The sequence below is a fragment of the Actinomadura sediminis genome (assembly GCF_042675525.1).
GTDB lineage: Bacteria > Actinomycetota > Actinomycetes > Streptosporangiales > Streptosporangiaceae > Spirillospora > Spirillospora sediminis.
Map to the genome: position 1 here is coordinate 38,296 of NZ_JBHTJA010000021.1, position 16,530 is coordinate 54,825.

Consider the following 16,530-nt stretch of genomic DNA (forward strand, 5'->3'; position numbering starts at 1 on the left):
CGATGACGGGACGGATCGGGTGAGGGACCGGACGCGGCACCTGGCGGCCGCGCTGACCGGCCTGCTGCTCGGCGTGCTCGCGCTCGGGCCGGGGCTCGCGCCCGGGTTCGTCCTGTCCTACGACATGGTGTTCGTCCCCGACCCGGCGTTCACCTCGATGACGTTCGGCCTGACCGGGACGGTGCCGCGGCACGTCCCGAGCGACGCGTTCGCCGTCGCGCTCGGGACCGTCCTGCCGGCCGATCTCGCGCAGAAGCTCATCCTGCTGGCGATCTTCGTGATGGCGTGCGCGTCGGCGGCGTCGATCGTCCCGTCGCGGCGGCTCGCGCCCCGGCTGGCGGCGGGCGTGCTGTACGCGTGGAACCCGTTCGTCGCGGAGCGGCTGCTGCTGGGCCAGTGGGCGCTGCTGCTGGGGTACGCGGCGCTGCCGTGGGCGCTGGCGGCGGCGGCCCGCGCGGGGGAGCGCGGCGGGGGACGGCGGCTGGTGCGGGCGCTGCTCCCGGCGGCGGTCGGCGGGTTCGCGGCGCTGGCCGTCACCGGGCTGGCGGCGCTGGTCGTCGCGCTGTTCGCGGGGCGGCGGGCGGCGGGCCGGGTGGTCGCGGCGGCGGCGCTGCTGAGCCTCCCGTGGCTGGTGCCGGGCCTGCTGCGGCCGGGGGGCGTGCCGGGGGACGACGCGGCGGTCGGGCTGTTCGCGGCCCGCGCGGACACCCCGTTCGGGACGCTCGGCAGCCTGCTGCTGCTGGGCGGCGTGTGGAACGGCGAGACGGTGCCGCGCGGGTACGGGGCGCCGCTGACAGCGGCGTTGTGGCTGGTGGCGGTGGTCGGGGCCGTCACGGCGTACGGGCTGTGGACGCGGGACGGGCCGTGGCGGCGCGGCCTCGCGGCGGCGGGGGCGGCCGGGTTCGCGGTCGCGGCGCTGGGCGCGGTCGCCGAGCCGGTGCTCGCGGGCCTGATCGGCCTGTGGCCGGGGTTCGCGGTGCTGCGGGACGGTCAGCAGTTCGTCGCCCCGCTCGCCGTGGTGATCGCCGTGGGGGCGGGGGCGGCCGCCGACCGGGCGGCCGAAGCACGCCTGCCGTTGGTTCCTGTAGGGCTCGCGTTCGTTCCCGTGCTGCTGCTGCCGACGCTCGCATGGGGCGCGGCAGGCGAACTGCGAGCCGTCCAGTATCCGGACGACTGGAAGCGCGCGCGGACGATCATCGACGGCGACCCCGCACGCGGCGACGTCCTGCTCCTGCCGTGGGCGCAGTACCGGAGCTACGAGTGGAACCACGGCCGCCGCGTGCTCGACCCCCTGCCCCGCTACCTGGACCGCCGGGTGATCGTGAACGATTCCGTCACCGTCGGCGGGACGACCGTCGCGACGGAGGATCCGCGCGCCGTCCGGCTCGCGGGGGCGGCGGTGTCCGGGAGCCCGCCGGCGGCGGTGCTGCGCGACGCGGGCGTCCGGTACGTGGTGGTCGACGCGGAGATCGACCGGTTCCGGCCGATCGGGGCGGCGCGGGTGCTCCACGGCCCTCACCTGGCGGTCTACCGGATCGGCGGGCAGGTGGCGCGGGTGGACGAGCGGGTGCCCGTGGCGCCCGTGGGGGTGGCGTGGGCTCTGGCGAGCGCAGGGGTTTTCTGGTCAATTGTGGGTTCAGGTACTAGCCTGAGCACCCCGCTACTCGGGAGTATCAAAGCCCGTTCGCCCCGCCGCGAGCGACCTCGTTCTCGCCATGACCAACGAAGGGCCCCCTGATGCGCATCGCCATCGCCATTGTGGTCGGAGCTCTGCTGGCCGCCGGAACCTCACTGGGCGCCGTGCAGCTCGCCAGCGCCTCGCAGGAGGACCCGGTGATCAAGCCGCTGTACAACTACGGCGAGCGCTGACCCTCCCGTCCTCATGGGGACCTGGTGCGCGGGCCCCGTCCTGCTGGAGATCGTCGTCCCGGCCCGCAACGAGGCGGCGCGGCTCCCGGCGGGCCTCGGCCTGCTCAGCGACGCGCTCGCCGGGCTGCCGGTGCGCGCCGAAGTGATCGTCGTCGACAACGCCAGCGGCGACGGCACGGCCGACATCGTCCGCTCGTGGCGCGGGCCGGTGCCGGTGCGGCTGGTGCGGTGCGACCGCCCCGGCAAGGGCGCCGCGGTCCGCGCCGGTCTGCTCGCCACGCGCGCCCCCTGGGTGGGGTTCATGGACGCCGACATGGCCACCGACCTCGCGGCGCTGGACGACGTCCTCGGCCTGCTGCGGGACGGGCGCCCGGTGGTGGTGGGCTCCCGCCGCCATGACCGGTCGGTCGTGCAGGCGTACGCGCTGCCGCTCCGCAGGCTCGGCGCCGTCACGTTCAACCGGCTCGTCCGCGACCTGGCGGGCGGCGTCGCCGACACCCAGTGCGGCTTCAAGTTCTTCGCCGGCCCGCTGGCCCGCGCCGCCGCCGCCGACCTGCGCACCGCCGGGTTCTCCTTCGACGTCGAGCTGCTCGCGCACTGCGTGCGGCGCGGCGCGGACGTCACCGCGATCCCGGTCGTGTGGCGCGACCGTCCCGGCTCGACGTTCTCGGTGCGGCGGCACTCGCTGCGCTGCCTTATCGACCTGGCCCTGATCCGGGCGCGCGCGGGCGGCGGGCCCTTGCGGCGCCGGGCCCCGCAGGACGCGCACGTCCCGGCGCAGGCGCCCGCGCCGCCCGCCGAGGCGGTGTCCCGGACGGCACCGGGTTTCGGGCGGGGATGAGCATCCGGCTCGCGGTCGTCAACTGGCGTGACCCCTGGCATCCGTCCGCCGGAGGCGCCGAACGGTACGCGTGGGAGGTCGCCAGGGGAATGTCCGGGCGCGGCGCCCGCGTCACCTACATCACGGCACGCGCGCGCGGGCAGGCGCGCAGGGAACGGGTCGAGGACGTCACGTTCGTGCGGCTCGGCGGACGGTTCACCGTCTACCCGCTGGTCCTCCTCTGGCTGCTCCTGCACCGCCGGTCGTTCGACGCGGTCATCGACTGCCAGAACGGCATCCCGTTCTTCTCCCCGTGGGTTCTGCCGCGCCGCGTGCCGGTGTTCTGCGTCGTTCACCACGTGCACGACGACCAGTTCGGCCTTTACTTCCCGCCGTGGATGGCCTGGATCGGTCGTGTGCTGGAAGGGCCGGTGAGCCGCTGGACGTACCGGCGGCACGCCTTCGTGGTCGTGTCGCCGTCGACCTTGCGAGCCGTCCGTGAACGACTGCGCTGGACGGGCGCCGCCCACATCGTCCACAACGGCACCACCGTCCCGGACGCCGCCGCGGTGGATGCCCCGGGACCGCGGGGCGATCCCGACCTCGTCTGCGTGACGCGGCTCGTCCCCCACAAGCGGCTCGGCCTGCTGCTCGACCTCGCAGAACGCCTCGCCGAGCGCCGTCCGGGCCTGCGCCTGCACGTCGTCGGGGACGGCCCGGAGGCGCCCGCGCTCGCCGCCGGCATCGCCGCGCGCGGGCTCACCGGCGTCGTCGTCCCGCACGGCTACGTCTCCGAGGAGGTCAAGGCGGCGCTCGTCGCCCGCGCCGACCTGCACCTGTCGACGTCGCGGGGCGAGGGCTGGGGGCTCAGCGTGATCGAGGCCGCCGCGCTCGGCGTCCCGACCGTCGCCGCCGACGTCGACGGGCTGCGCGACGCCGTCCGCGACGACGTCACGGGCTGGCTCGTCCCGCCGGGCGGCGACTTCCTCGACACCGCCGAGCGCGCCCTCAAGGAACTGGACGACCCGCGCCGCCGCGCGGCCGTCGCCGCCGGTTGCCGGGCCTGGGCCGCCGGGTTCGGCTGGGACCGGACGACCGCGCGCCTGGCCGCGCTCGTCGAGGCCGCGACCCGCCACCGGTACGGTGACGAGCACTCGCGCGTCATGAGGGAAGGGGAGCGCCGGGACCATGGCCGTCGGAGAGGCTGACCCGCCTCGCGCGGGCGTCCGGTCGCACGGCCGGCCGGCGGGCCACGACCGGTGGGCGGACCCGGACGCGGCGGCGGCGCGGCTGCGCGACCGGCTGCGGGCCGTCGCGTGCTGCTGCGCGCTGGCGGCGCTCGCGTTCTGCACCCGGCCCGGCGAGATCCTCGCCGACACCAAGATCGACATGGCGGTGAACCCGCGCGGGTTCCTCGGCGGCGCTCTGCGCCTGTGGAGCCCCGAGCAGTTCGGCCAGTTGCAGAACCAGGCGGTCGGCTACCTGTTCCCGATGGGCCCGTTCTACGCGCTCGGCGACCTCGCCGGGATGCCCGCGTGGATCACCCAGCGGCTCTGGCTGGCGCTGCTGATGTGCCTCGCGTTCACCGGCACGCTCCGGCTCGCGGGACGGCTCGGCGTCGGCGGCCCCCGCTCCCGCCCGTTCGCCGCGATGGCGTACGCGCTCGCGCCGAACGCGCTGTCCACGCTCGGGCTGATCTCGTCGGAGTACATGCCGGTCGCGATGCTGCCGTGGATCGTCCTGCCGCTGGTGAGCGCGATCGCCGGGGACACCGGGCGGTTGCGCGCGGCGGCCCGGTCCGGTCTCGCGATCGCGTGCTGCGGCGGCATCAACGCGACCGCGACCCTCGCGGTCCTGGTCGTCCCCGCGGTCTACCTGCTGACCCGGCCCCGGGGGACGTTCCGGTTCCGGCTGGCGGCCTGGTGGGCGGCGGCGGTGGCCGCGGCGATCGCGTGGTGGCTGGTCCCGCTGGCGCTGACCGGCACGTACGGGTTCTCGTGGCTGACCTACACCGAGAAGGCCGCCACGACGACCGGCCCGACCGGGCTCGTCAACGTGCTGCGCGGCGCGGAACGCTGGGTGAACTACCTGATCGCGGACGGGCAGATCTGGTCGCCGGTCGGGTACGGGCTGTCGCTGACGCCGCTCGCGATGCTGTGCACGGGCGCCGTCGCGGCGCTCGGCCTCGCCGGGCTCGTCGGGCGCCGCCTGCCGGAACGGATGTTCCTCCTGCTCACGCTGCTCGCCGGGCTCGCGATCCTGACCGCAGGGCACGTGAGCGACCTGCCGGGCCTGTTCGCCGGGGACGTCCGGGCGCTGCTCGACGGCGTCCTCGCCCCCTTCCGGAACCTGCACAAGTTCGACGCGGTGATCCGGCTGCCGCTCGCCCTCGGCCTCGCCCACGTGCTCGTCGCGGCGGCGCGGTGGCTGAAGGAGCGGCGCCCGGACGGCGACCCGGCGCTCGTCTACCCCGAGCCCGAGGGGCTCCGCGCGCGGTTCCGCGCCGTCGCCGTCCTGCCCGTCGTCGCGGCGGTCGCGCTCGGCGGCATCGGCCTCACCGGCGCCGCCCGCGGCCTCAGCGGCTCGGGCAGCTTCGACCGGGTGCCCGGGTACTGGAAGGACGCGGCGTCCTGGCTGAACGAGCGCGCCGGACGGCAGGGCGTCCTCGCCGTCCCCGGTGCGGCGTTCGGCGAGTACCTGTGGGGGCGCCCGATGGACGACATCGTGCAGCCGCTCCTGGACGCCCGCTGGGGCGTCCGGCAGCTCGTCCCGGCCGGATCGCCCGGCTACACGCGCGCGCTCGACGCGATCGAGCTCCAGGCGAGGTCGGGGCGGCCGTCGCCGGGGCTGAGCGCGTTCCTCGGCCGGATGGGCGTCCGGTACGTCCTGGTGCGCAACGACCTGCGGCGGGAGAGCCTCGACGGGGCACGGCCCGCGCGCGTCCACGAGACGCTGGACGGGTCGCCGGGCCTGCGCCGGGTCGCGGCGTTCGGGCCACCGGTCGGCCACACCCCGGTGGACGACGCGGTGTCGGCCGTCGACCAGCCCTATCCGGCGCTGGAGGTGTACGAGGTCGAGAGGGCCGCGCCCGTCGCGACGCTCACCGACGCCGCCGAGCCCGTCCGCGTGTACGGGGGGCCGGAGTCGCTGCTGACGATGGCGGACGGCGGCGCGCTGCCGGACGGTCCCGTGCTGCTGAACGACGACGGGGCCGGCCTCGGCGGCGCCCCGGTCGCCACCGACGCGCCGCGGCTCGTCCGGCGCAACTTCGGCGAGCTGCACCAGACGTCGCACACGCTGGGCGCCGCGCAGCGCCGCGAGGCCGCCGACGTCCTGGACGACGGCTGGCAGCGGTACGCCGCGCACGTCGCCTACGGCGGCGGCGTCCGGGACGTGACGGCGTCGACCTCGGCGTCCGGCGAGGACACGGCCCCCGAGGGGCGCCTGCCCGCCGCCGTCCCGTACGCGGCGCTCGACGGCGACCCGTTCTCCGCGTGGCGCACCGGCGGGTTCGACGGCCCGGTGGGGCAGTGGCTCCGCGTCGGCTTCGACCGGCCCCGCGACGTCGGCGACCTGGAGGCGGCGTTCCTGCGGGACGACTCCCTCGGACCGGCCGTCGCGCGCGTCGCCGTCGAGACCGAGCGCGGGACCGTGGAGCAGGACGTCCGGCGCACCGCCGACGCGCAGCCGCTGCGCGCGCCCGAGGGGAAGACCCGATGGCTGCGGATCCGCATCACCGGGCTGGTCGCCGAACCCGCCGTCCCGGGGTTCGCCCGCGCGGGCATCAGCGAGCTGACCGTCGCCGGGGTGAAGCCCACCCGCACCTACGTCATGCCCTCACCCGGCGGGACCGGCGAGCCCGCGACGTACGTGATGAGCCGGGTGCCCGGGGGCGAAGCGCCCTGCATGCGGGGGAGCGCGCGCTGGGTCTGCTCCGAGGACCTCGGCGCGCGCGGCGAGGAGGGCGACGGCTTCGACCGGACGTTCACCGCCGCGACCGCCCACGACGTGAAGATCGCCGGGACGGCCGTCCTCACCGATCCCGAGCTGGTCGCGAAGTACACCGAGGCCGAGGGGCAGCCGGTCGTCAAGGCGACCTCGACCCTCACCCGCCACCCCGCGAACGGCGCCCGCTCCGGGTTCGACGGCGACCCGGCCACCGCCTGGATCGCCGACGCGGGCGACCGGGAGCCCGCGTTCGCCGTCGCGTGGGGCGAGCCCCGCAAGGTCGGGACGCTCGAGCTGCGCCGCCCGCCCGGCGCGTCCGGACCCGCCCGGGTGCGGATCGAGGGCGACGGCGGCGAGACCCGCGAGGGCCTGTCGGACGATCTGGGCCGCATCGCGTTCGCCCCGATGACCACCGAGCGGATCAAGGTCGTCTTCCTGGACGCCCGGCCCCTGAACCCCGTCCAGCTCACCGATCTCGTGATCCCCGGGGTCGCGCCGATGCCGGACGTGCGCGGCCTCGACCTCGAACTCCCGTGCGGCCTCGGGCCGCGGCTCGACCTGGGCGGGACGGCCGTGCGGACGAAGGTCGCGGGCACGTTCGGCGACCTGCTCGCGGGCCGTCCCGTCCGGTTCGCCGCCTGCGCGCCCGTCCCGCTGGAGAAGGGCGAGAACCGGCTGGCCGCCGCGCCGCTCGACTCCTACCGTGTCGAAACGGTCATCGCGGGCGACGCCGACCTCGTGCCGGGCGCCGCGAAGCCGGCGGGTTCCGGGGGGTCGGCGCCCGTCGAGGTGGTGCGCTGGGAGCCCGGGTCCCGAGAGGTCCGCGTGGACGCGGCCGCGGCCTCGTTCCTCACCGTCAACGAGAACTTCAACCCCGGCTGGCGGGCCACTGCGGACGGCACCGAGCTGCGGCCCGTCCGGCTCGACGGGTGGAAGCAGGGCTGGGTCGTCCCCGCCGGGACCCGCGGGACCGTCGAGCTGACCTACCTGCCGGACCGGGCGCAGCTCGTCTCCGTCACGGGCGGCCTCGGCCTGCTCGTCGTCCTGCTGGCCGTCGCCGTCCGCCCGCCGGGGAGGCGCCGCCCGCCGCGCGGCCCCGCCCCCGCGACCGTCCTCGCCCCCGCCCGGGGCTGGCCGGTCTGGGCCGCGCCGCGGCCCGCGGCGGGCCGCGGCGCGTAGATCGGCGGCGCCCCGGGCGCCGCCGTCGCGTTCGGCGTCGCCGCCGTGTGCGGCTGGGCGCGCACCCGCCGCTCCGCCGCGCTCCGCGCGATCGCCTCGCCGTGGCCGGTCGCCGCCGCGATGGTCGCGGGGACGGCGTGCCTCGCCGTCGGCGCCCGCTGGGACCTGCTCGGCAACCCCGCGAGCCCGTCCGGCGCGCTCGGCGACGTCGCGCCGCAGGTCCTCGGGCTGGTGATCGTGGGACGTCTCGCGATCGAGCTGTGGCGGCCCCGCCCGCCGGGCGGTCCCGGCGGCGGGCCGATCGCGGTCAGCTGGGACGCCCCAGGAGCCGCCGCTGAACCGCCTGCCCCGAACGTTCCACCAGGTAGTAGCTCAGCGCCGCCGCTGCAATGGACGCCGCGGTGAGCAGCGGAAGGTCCGTCCAGAGGTTCCCGCGGAAGGTCCGGTCGAACGCCTCGTACCAGCCGACGATGATGATCATCTGCCAGAGGAACAGCCCGTAGGACACGCGGCCGAGCCACCGCATCACCGGGTTGCCGAGCGCGGCCTCCATCGCCGGATGGTCCGGCGGCGCCAGCGCCACCGGCGCCATGAACGCCAGGGCGCACGCCCCGAACAGCAGCATGTGCAGCAGCGACGTCCACGGGCCGCCGGGCTCCGACAGGCTGAGCGGGCCGGTCGCCGGGGTGGCCGCGACCACGAACAGCATCGCCGCCGCGATCCAGCACGCCTTCCACGAGTCCGCGACGGCGTTGCACAGCGCGGCGACCGGGCGGCGCCCGTCCAGCCGGGCCCACACGGTGACCACGGCCAGCGCCATGCCGAGCGCGAACCAGGCGAAGTACCGAGGAGGCCACACCCCCATCTGCGAGTTCCGCTCCGGGAAGTACGCGAGGACCGTGAACGGGAGCGACAGCGCCCCATAGACACCGATGGCGAACAGCAGCCGTTTGGCGATGCCGCCCATGTCTCCCGTGCGCGCGCGCCTGACGACCCAGTGCAGAACCGCCGCCGTGAGGGGCAGCGTCACGTAAAAGGCGACCTCGACCGAGAGGCTCCACAACTGCCCCAGATGCGCCGGGCCAAGATCCGACGCCCACCACGGGTCGGGCACGTAGATCTGCGTGAACGTCAGCAGCGACACCCACGTGAGCGGGTCGCCGATGTGGTCTCGCCCTGCCGTGACCATGTAGACCACGATCAGCACCCAATACGCGGGCAGGATCCGCAGCGCGCGCTTGGCGAAGTAGGTGCCCGCACTGGGCGTGGGCCGTCCGTCCAGGGCCGCCATCGCCCACGGCCGGTACAGCAGGAGCCCGGACAGCGTGAAGAAGATCGCCACCCCGACCTGGCCGCCGTTGAACAGCCAGCCCGCGCCTTCGCCCCGCGTCATCGTGCCCGCCGAACTCGCGACGTGGACGGCGAGCACGGCGAGCGCCGCGACCGCGCGGACGCCGTCCAGCGGCTCCTGATGCCCGCTGATCTGCGGCGGCACCGCCGTCCGCGCGACCTGTTCGGCGGTCGTCATCCCGGACGCTTCCGCAGCACCAGGACGAGGTTCCAGGTGGCGACCTCCCGCAGCCCCGGCACGCGGACGATCGGCCGCGCCCAGCCCGGGTGGTAGCGCGGCAGGACGTCCAGGACGTCCGCGTCGCCGCACCCCCGCGCCCACGCCAGCGCGCCCCCCACCGACACCGGATGCAGGCTCCGCCCGAACCGGTTCTTCGGCGGGCGGCCGTGGCGCCGCTCGTACCGGCGCGCCGCCCGGTGACCGCCGAGGTAATGCCACGGGGACGTCTCGTGCCCGCCCCACGGCGACAGCCAGTTCGTGAACGACAGGTACACGATCCCGCCCGGCCGGGTCACCCGCACCATCTCCCCGGCCATCCGCCACGGGTCCGGGACGTGCTCCAGGACGTTCGACGAGAAGCACACGTCGGCCGAACCCGTCCGGAACGGCAGCGCGAGCCCGCTCGCGACGAGCGTGTTCGGCCCCGGGGCGCCGTGCGCCCGCAGCTCGCGGACGTCCGGGTCGACGCCCGTGCAGCGCGCGCCCGCCCGTTCGAGCGCGCGCGCGAAGAACCCCGAGCCCGTCCCGACGTCGACGACCGTCGCACCGTCCAGGTCGGTGTACGTGCGGAGCTGGGCGACGGTGTCACGTGCCAACAGGTCGTAGAACCGCTCGGGGTCGTCACCCTCGTTCCGGAACGCGCCGAACAGCCGCACCGACCGCGCCAGCGTCGCCCTGTGCTCGGGGAACTCGTCCCCGGACGGCTCGCGCGTGCGGGGCTCCGGGCGCACCGAGACCATCGCCACCTCGCGTCCGTTCGGTCGGGGAATTCGGCGCCGGAAAAATACCGCGACGAAAAGTACAGCGGGAGCTTACCGGCGGGTACGAACGCGCGGGAGTCCTGTTAGCCTGACCCGACACACGCCGGAGACGGCCCCCCGGCCGCGACTGGACGGCACTCCCGGAGGTGTTCATGCGGCGACGGGTCGGACTGCTCCTGATCGGCCTCGGAGCGTTCTTCCTCACCCTCGCGCCCCTCGTCCGGTTCTACGTGGCGGAGCAGGTCGTGCGCGCGCCGCTGAACCGGTACCAGGTCACGCACCTGGAGTCGCCGAACAGCACCTACTTCGACCAGGCCGAGCTCAAGACGAAGACGAACGTCACGCTCCTCGCCACGAACACCGTCCGCGGCGACGTGCGGGCCAACAACGGCAACGACGACATCGCCGTCTGGGACTCGACCACCAACATCTACGACAAGGCGAACCCGAAGAAGCCCGTCCAGATCCAGGGGTTCCGGATCGCGTTCGACCGGGATACCGGGCGGCTGGTGAACTGCTGCGGCGTCCATGTGGACGGCGACGGCAACGTGCGCATGGAGGGGTACGGGCTGCTGTTCCCCATCGCGAACGTCCAGAAGCGCGACTACCCCGTCTACGACCCGACGACCAGGCAGGTCGCGCCGATGAAGTTCGGCGCGGTCGAGCAGGTCCACGGCCTGACCGCGTACCGGTTCACCCAGCACATCCCGCTGACCAAGACCGGGCCGGTCGAGGCCAAGCTCCCCGGGACGATGCTCGGCCTGCAGGAGGCCGAGCCGCAGCGGGTCGACCGCTACACCGAGGCGTACAACACGGTCTGGGTGGACCCGCGCACCGGCGTCCCGGTCAAGCACCGCAAGAACATCCGCAGCACCGTCCGGACCCCGGACGGGCGCGGCGAGATGATCGTCGCGCAGGCCGACCTCATCACGACCGACGCCGACCAGCGCAAGGCCGTCGACCTCGCCGACGGCACCGCGCTGCAGATCGACATGGTGCGGATCTTCGTCCCGGGCGCGGCCGTCCTCCTCGGGCTCCTCGGGCTGCTCATCGGCGGGATCATGGGCCTCGGCCGCGACGACGCGCCGCCGCCCCCGCCGCGGGCGCCGCGCCGCTCCGACGGCAAGTTCGGCGACCTGTCCCCGCCCCGTCCGCCGAAGCAGCCGGAGAAGCCGGCGCGGAAGAAGGCGCCGTCCCGCGCCGCCCGCCGTCCCGTGCCGAAGCGGAAACCGGCGCCGCGCGCCTGACGTCCCCGCCCGCCGCCCGGCCCCGTCCGGGCGGCTTTCGCCATGCCCGCGCGCCGCACCCCTGATACCTGTTCTAGGTGAACCTGTCCGCCCCCATGTCACACCGAATTCCCTAACTAGAACCTGTTGCAGTTTCGTGGATTCGCGCCTAGGGTCGTGGCTGTGCGGACACGAGCTACCGAACTATTCGGCATCGAGTACCCGATCTTCGCGTTCAGTCATTGCCGCGACGTCGTCGCGGCGGTGAGCCGCGCCGGCGGCATGGGCGTCCTCGGCGCCCTGTACTTCAGCCCCGAGGAGCTCGAACTCGAGCTCAAATGGATCGACGAGCACGTCGGCGGCAAGCCCTACGGCGTCGACGTCGTCATGCCCGCCAAGTACGAGGGCGCGGAACTCGGCGACGCCGAGGAGATGCTCGGCAAGCTGCAGGGGATGATCCCCGCCGAGCACCGCAAGTTCCTCGACGACCTCCTCGCCGAGCACGGCGTCGAGCCGTCCACCGAGACGGCCCACCGCGCGCTCCTCGGCTGGACCGACCAGACGGCGCGGCCCCAGGTCGAGGTGGCGCTCCGGCACCCGATCGCCCTCCTCGCCAGCGCCCTCGGCCCGCCGCCCGCGGACGTCGTCGCCGAGGCCCACGAGAAGGGCGTCAAGGTCGCGGGCCTCGCCTCCAACGCCCGGCACGCCCGCAAGCAGACCGACGTCGGCGTCGACATCATCGTCGCGCAGGGCACCGAGGCCGGCGGCCACACCGGCGACGTGTCCACGATGGTCCTCATCCCCGAGGTCGTGGACGCCGTCGGCGACGAGACGATCGTCCTCGCCGCGGGCGGCATCGGCCGCGGCCGGCAGATGGCGGCGGGCCTCGCCCTCGGCGCCGACGGCGTGTGGACGGGGTCGATCTGGCTCACCGTCGAGGAGGCCGACACCCCCGAGCGCGCGATGCCGAAGCTGCTGGCGGCGACGTCCCGCGACACCGTCCGGTCCCGCGCGTGGACCGGCAAGCCGGCCCGCTTCCTCAAGACCGCCTGGACGGACGCGTGGGAGAGCGAGAACTCGCCCGGCACCCTCCCGATGCCGATGCAGTTCATGCTCATCGCCGACGCGCTGCCCCGCATCGCCCGCTCCGGCGACGGCGAACTGGTCACGTTCCCGGTCGGCCAGATCGTCGGCTCGATGAACCAGGTGAAGTCCACGAGCCAGGTCGTCTACGACCTCGTCGAGGAGTTCGTCGAGTCGATGGAACGGCTCAACAGGATCACCGAGGACTGAGATCGTCCGCCGCCGCGTCGGGGGTGGCGCGGCGGCGGCCACCGGGCTCCCCCGGGCGACGCGCCCGCCCGGGGGGTTCAGCAGGTCGAGTGGAACAGGCCGCCGGCGGGACGTCCGGCGGCCAGCTCGTTGTAGAGCCGCACGGCCTCGGTCGTCTCCTCGACGCGCACCTCGACGCCCGCGTCCGCCAGGACCTCCAGTGTCTCGGGCGCCGTCTTCAGCCGCAGTTCCATGCCCCGGCTGAGGACGACCACGTCGCATCCGGCGTCGATGAGTTCGCGCACGTCACCGGGCTGGATCCCGGGATCGTGGCGGGTGCCGTGCTCGGTCCAGTCCCATTCCCTGCCGCCGCCGGGGAAGAGCTTGAAGTCCTTGCCCGGCGCGAGCCCCTCCACCTCCATCCGCCCCCACGAAACGTGCGTGACCCTAGGCGACCTCTTCTCCATGGCCCGATGCTGTCACGCCCGCCCCGCGACGGCCCCGGGTTCGGCCGCGGACGGCGCTCGCCCCGACCCGCCCGGTGCCGCCGCCCGGCCGAGCGCCGCTCAGCCCGCGACGCGGACGAACGCGACGGCGTCCGCGCCGCGCAGTTCCGCGACCTCCAGCGGGATGTTCCCCGGACGGGACGGGACGCGCAGGCCCCGGGCGTCCGCGAGCGCGTCGGCGAGCGGGGCCGCCGGGAAGAACGCCCGGCCGGGCACGGCCCGCGCCAGCAGGCCCTGCAGGCTGTCGGCCGCGTCGCCGTCGCCGCCGTACTCGGACGCGATGAGCCGGTAGCGTCCCCCCAGGTCGGACGCGGCGGTCAGCGCGCCCGCGCTCCACCAGTGCAGGCCCTCGCTCACGCCCCACCAGGGCATGTGGGAGCGGGCCCGCTGCAGGTGGGCGTTGTGCGCGAACACCAGGCACGGCCCGCGCCGCTCCTCCGCCGCCACGATGGCGCGCAGATGCTCGGCCATCAGGGCGTCCCGCAGCCCGAGCAGGGTCGGGAGCCGGGCGGGCGACGTGGACGCCAGGGCCGCGTGGTAGCGCAGGACGCTCCGGGCCGTGCGGGCGTGCGCGTGCGCGCGGAAGTACGCGACTTCCGAGGTCGCCCCGATGAGGGTCGGGGCCTCGAACTCGTAGACGGAGAGGACGTCGTCGGCCAGCAGCCGCAGCCGCCGCGCCTCGCCGGTGTCGCCGATCGAGTGCGCGGGATCCATCATCACCTCCGGATGGGTCCACGCGGCGTCGTCGCCGAGCAGGACGTCGAGGTCCCCGGCGTCGTACGGGACGCGCGGCAGGTGCTCCGCCAGGTAGGCGTGGGCCGCCGTCAGCGCGGCGCGGGGGCTCGGCGCACCGGTGATCTCGAACGGTCCGTCGAACCCGTAGAACCGGACCCGGTCCTCCGGGGCGGCCCGCGCGTTGTGCTCCCGCAGCCATTCGAGCAGTTCCCGGTTGCCGGGCAGTGTCCCGAACTCGTGCGTGAAGCCTGACGCCAGGACGTCGTCCAGATCGCCGACGCCGCCGGTGACGTAGTCGTCGACGGCCGTCCCGGCGAGATGGTCGCTTTCGACGGTGATGGACCGGTAACCGTGGTGTTCCACCAGGTGCCGCAGGACCTGGTTTCGCAACCGCGGGAACTCCGCCATGTCGTGGGCCGGCTCGCCCAGCCCGAGCAGCGCGGGTGCCGGACGGAACCCGTCCAGCAGGCGATCGAGTGCGGAACCGAGCTCGGCGAGGTCGTCGCCGAAGTGCAGACCGATGTCGCGGACAGACACGAAGAGCCCCTTTCGCGGGCGTGGCCGAACGGTCGCACTTAACTGTAACGTTGAAACATCGAGCGAAGCTTTTCGCGGAGAACACCGCTGAGCAGCGGCCTAACCTTCAAAACGAGGACATGAGAACCCTGCGACCCGTCGACCTGGCCCGCGAGCACGGCCTCTCCGCGCAGGCCGTCCGGAACTACGAGGAGGACGGCATCCTGCCCCCGGCCGGGCGCAGCGCCAGCGGGTACCGGCAGTACACCGCCGTCCACGCCCAGGCCCTGCGCGCCTTCCTCGCCCTCCGCCCCGGCTACGGGCACGCGACTGCCGCGGAGATCCTGCGGGCCGCCGGACGCGGCGACGACGAGGCCCTGTTCCGGCTGATCGACGGGGCGCACGCCGAGCTGCTCCACGAACGGGACGTCCTCGACCAGGTCGCGGTCGCCCTCGGCGACCTGACGTCCGCGCCGCCCGCGGACCGGCGCGCGGAACTGTCCATCGGCGAGCTGGCCCACCAGCTCGGCATGCACCCCGCCTCCCTGCGCAAGTGGGAGGCCGCGGGCATCCTGCGGCCCGGCCGCGACCCCGTCACCGGCCGCCGCCGCTACCCGCCGGACGTGGTGCGCGACGCGCACGCCGCCCGCCAGCTCCGGCGCGGCGGCTACCCGCTGCGCCGGATCCGGCTGTTCGTCGAGCAGCTCCGCGCCGCGGGCGACACCACCGCCCTCGAGGACGTCCTCGCCGAATGGCGCGCCCGCCTCCGGACCCGCAGCCGCGCGATGCTCGCCGCCGGAGCCCCCCTCGACGACTACCTGACCCTCCTGTCGCGGGCCTGACCGGCCGCCGCCCGGTCGCGGAGGACGAGCGGCAGCGCCGCCACCGCGAGGACGGCCCCGATCACGCTCACGGACGTGAGCCCGGCGCCCCCCGCGAACGCGGCCGCCGCCAGGACGGGCGTGACGCTGATGCCGAACTGGAACGCCGACACCGTCGTGGCCCCGGCCAGCGTCGGAGCGTCGGCCGCGATCGCGAACACCCGCCCGTACAGGGCGGGGTTCAGCACGAACGCCGCGATCCCCAGCAGGAACACCGCGGGCACGACCGCCCAGACCTCCCGCGCCGCCGCGACCATCACCACCGACAGCCCCGCGACCGCGACCGTCCCGCCGAGCAGCGCGGCGTGCGGGCGCCCATCGGCCACCCGACCGCCCACGGACAGGCCCGCGAAGGCGCCCACCCCGAACAGCGCGAGGATCGCGGGCGTCCACGACTCGGGAACGCCGGTGACCTCGGACAGCACGGCCGCCAGGAAGTTGAACGTGATCATGTAGGCGGCGGTCGTGAGGATCGTGACCGCGTATACCCCCCAGAGCGACGGCCGCCGCATCGCGCCGAACTCCCGGGCCACGCTCGGCCGGGACGTCCGTCCCGCGTCCGTCCGGCCGGCGGGCAACCCGAGCAGGCACCCGACCGTCCCGGCCGCCGTCAGGGCGACGACGGCCCAGAAACCGGCGCGCCACGTCGTGACGTGGCCGAGCAGCGTCCCCGCCGGGCCGCCGACGACCATCGCGACGCTGAGGCCGCTGACCACCACGCCGGACGCGCGCGCGTTCCGGTCCGGCGTCACCAGCCCGATCGCGGTCACCGCGGCGACCGCGAAGAAGCCCGCGTAGGCGACGCCCGTCAGGAACTTGCTCGCCAGCAGGACCGGGTAGTCGCCGACCAGCCCGACCGCGACGCCGCCCGCGAACACGCCCTGCGTCGCCACCAGCGCGGTCCGGCGCGGCCAGCGCAGGCTGAGCACGGCGAACGGCGGCCCGCCCACCACGACGCCCAGCGCGAACGCGGTGATCAGGAGCCCCGCCGAGGAGAGCGTGACGTCCAGGTCCGTCGCGACCGCCGGGAGCACACCGGCCAGCAGGAATTCCGCGGTGCCCATCGCGAACAGGCAGAACCCCAGCAGGTACACGCCCGCGGGCAGGCGCGACCGTCCCGCCGTGGACGGCTCCGCGTTCGTCATTGTCGTGTCCATCCGGATCACCTCCGCCGACAGGCTCGGGAGAACCGGTCGGTTTCGGCAAAGAACCTTGCCGAAACCGGGACGCATCGGTTTCACTGCCCC

Annotated in this window: 13 protein-coding genes; 8 read left to right on the forward strand and 5 right to left on the reverse strand. The window is 74.9% G+C overall.

The window, feature by feature from the left end:
* Window positions 1–19 precede the first annotated feature (19 nt).
* From ACFQ11_RS13800 to ACFQ11_RS13820, 5 genes are read left to right on the forward strand one after another with little or no spacing between them, the layout of a single operon-like run.
* Complete coding sequence (locus ACFQ11_RS13800) at window positions 20–1,738, forward strand: hypothetical protein (protein ID WP_378298687.1); 1,719 nt, start codon at window positions 20–22, stop codon at window positions 1,736–1,738.
* Window positions 1,738–1,869: a hypothetical protein gene (locus ACFQ11_RS13805; protein WP_267898580.1), complete on the forward strand. Its 132-nt coding sequence runs from the start codon at window positions 1,738–1,740 to the stop codon at window positions 1,867–1,869. The genes ACFQ11_RS13800 and ACFQ11_RS13805 overlap by 1 nt, the downstream gene beginning before the upstream one ends.
* Before the next feature lie 13 nt (window positions 1,870–1,882).
* Window positions 1,883–2,710, forward strand: a complete 828-nt coding sequence (locus ACFQ11_RS13810) for a glycosyltransferase (RefSeq protein WP_378298688.1) — start codon at window positions 1,883–1,885, stop codon at window positions 2,708–2,710.
* Window positions 2,707–3,897: a glycosyltransferase family 4 protein gene (locus ACFQ11_RS13815; RefSeq protein WP_378298689.1), complete on the forward strand. Its 1,191-nt coding sequence runs from the start codon at window positions 2,707–2,709 to the stop codon at window positions 3,895–3,897. Before ACFQ11_RS13810 ends, ACFQ11_RS13815 begins: the two co-directional genes overlap by 4 nt.
* A complete protein-coding gene (locus ACFQ11_RS13820; protein ID WP_378298690.1) occupies window positions 3,878–7,816 on the forward strand; it encodes an alpha-(1->3)-arabinofuranosyltransferase domain-containing protein in 3,939 nt (1,312 codons plus the stop codon). Before ACFQ11_RS13815 ends, ACFQ11_RS13820 begins: the two co-directional genes overlap by 20 nt.
* Before the next feature lie 307 nt (window positions 7,817–8,123).
* Here the strand turns inward: ACFQ11_RS13820 and ACFQ11_RS13825 are convergent, their stop codons facing one another.
* Window positions 8,124–9,344: an acyltransferase family protein gene (locus ACFQ11_RS13825; protein WP_378298691.1), complete on the reverse strand. Its 1,221-nt coding sequence runs from the start codon at window positions 9,342–9,344 to the stop codon at window positions 8,124–8,126.
* The gene (locus ACFQ11_RS13830) at window positions 9,341–10,126 is read right to left on the reverse strand and encodes a class I SAM-dependent methyltransferase (RefSeq protein WP_378298731.1); all 786 of its coding nucleotides are present in this window, start codon (window positions 10,124–10,126) and stop codon (window positions 9,341–9,343) included. The genes ACFQ11_RS13825 and ACFQ11_RS13830 overlap by 4 nt, the downstream gene beginning before the upstream one ends.
* A 173-nt stretch (window positions 10,127–10,299) precedes the next feature.
* On the opposite strand from ACFQ11_RS13830, the gene ACFQ11_RS13835 reads away from it, so the two are divergent.
* Together ACFQ11_RS13835 and ACFQ11_RS13840 are read left to right on the forward strand one after the other, a co-directional pair.
* The gene (locus tag ACFQ11_RS13835) at window positions 10,300–11,394 is read left to right on the forward strand and encodes a PorA family protein (protein ID WP_378298692.1); all 1,095 of its coding nucleotides are present in this window, start codon (window positions 10,300–10,302) and stop codon (window positions 11,392–11,394) included.
* A 162-nt stretch (window positions 11,395–11,556) separates the two neighbouring features.
* Window positions 11,557–12,666: an NAD(P)H-dependent flavin oxidoreductase gene (locus tag ACFQ11_RS13840; RefSeq protein ID WP_378298693.1), complete on the forward strand. Its 1,110-nt coding sequence runs from the start codon at window positions 11,557–11,559 to the stop codon at window positions 12,664–12,666.
* A gap of 77 nt (window positions 12,667–12,743) precedes the next feature.
* Here the strand turns inward: ACFQ11_RS13840 and ACFQ11_RS13845 are convergent, their stop codons facing one another.
* Both ACFQ11_RS13845 and ACFQ11_RS13850 read right to left on the reverse strand, forming a co-directional pair.
* Window positions 12,744–13,112 carry an Mth938-like domain-containing protein gene (locus ACFQ11_RS13845; protein ID WP_378298694.1) on the reverse strand — a complete coding sequence of 123 codons (369 nt, stop codon included), beginning with the start codon at window positions 13,110–13,112 and terminating at the stop codon, window positions 12,744–12,746.
* Window positions 13,113–13,211: 99 nt separating this feature from the next.
* On the reverse strand, window positions 13,212–14,423 hold the full coding sequence (locus ACFQ11_RS13850; RefSeq protein ID WP_378298695.1) for an erythromycin esterase family protein: 1,212 nt from the start codon (window positions 14,421–14,423) through the stop codon (window positions 13,212–13,214).
* A 119-nt stretch (window positions 14,424–14,542) separates the two neighbouring features.
* Between ACFQ11_RS13850 and ACFQ11_RS13855 the strand changes: the two genes are divergently transcribed.
* Window positions 14,543–15,244, forward strand: coding sequence for a MerR family transcriptional regulator (locus ACFQ11_RS13855; protein WP_378298696.1), 702 nt, complete (start codon window positions 14,543–14,545; stop codon window positions 15,242–15,244).
* Here the strand turns inward: ACFQ11_RS13855 and ACFQ11_RS13860 are convergent.
* The gene (locus ACFQ11_RS13860) at window positions 15,217–16,440 is read right to left on the reverse strand and encodes an MFS transporter (RefSeq protein WP_378298697.1); all 1,224 of its coding nucleotides are present in this window, start codon (window positions 16,438–16,440) and stop codon (window positions 15,217–15,219) included. The genes ACFQ11_RS13855 and ACFQ11_RS13860 overlap by 28 nt on opposite strands.
* Between the last annotated feature and the right edge of the window lie 90 nt (window positions 16,441–16,530).